Here is a 316-nt window from a genome sequence, read left to right on the forward strand (position 1 = left end):
GTACTCAGGCGCACAGGTGTCTCAGATCCATGACGATGACACGACCGTGCCCATCATGCTACGTGGGTCGATGACTGAGCGTGACCAAGCTGAAGACGTGGGTAGCACATTGATCTATCCGCAAGCGAATGGCTCGCCGGTTCCGCTGGCGGCTATCGCGCAAGTGACGCTTAGTTCAGAGCCCTCTGCGATTCAGCGTCGGAATTTAAATCGGACCATTACCGTCTCAGGCCGTAATCCCGGGCTGACGGCGGCGACCCTAGTCGCGCAGATTGCGCCTAAGGTGGCAGAGTTTAAACTGCCGCCTGGATATCAT

Annotated in this window: 1 protein-coding gene; it reads left to right on the forward strand. The window is 57.3% G+C overall.

Annotated features, from left to right (window positions below):
* Positions 1-16: 16 nt before the first annotated feature.
* Positions 17-316: efflux RND transporter permease subunit (locus KMS84_RS39690; RefSeq protein WP_256921511.1), on the forward strand; the 300-nt coding region annotated here is incomplete at its 3' end.

This window comes from Streptomyces hilarionis (assembly GCF_024539675.1).
GTDB classification, from domain to species: Bacteria; Actinomycetota; Actinomycetes; order Streptomycetales; family Streptomycetaceae; genus Streptomyces; species Streptomyces hilarionis.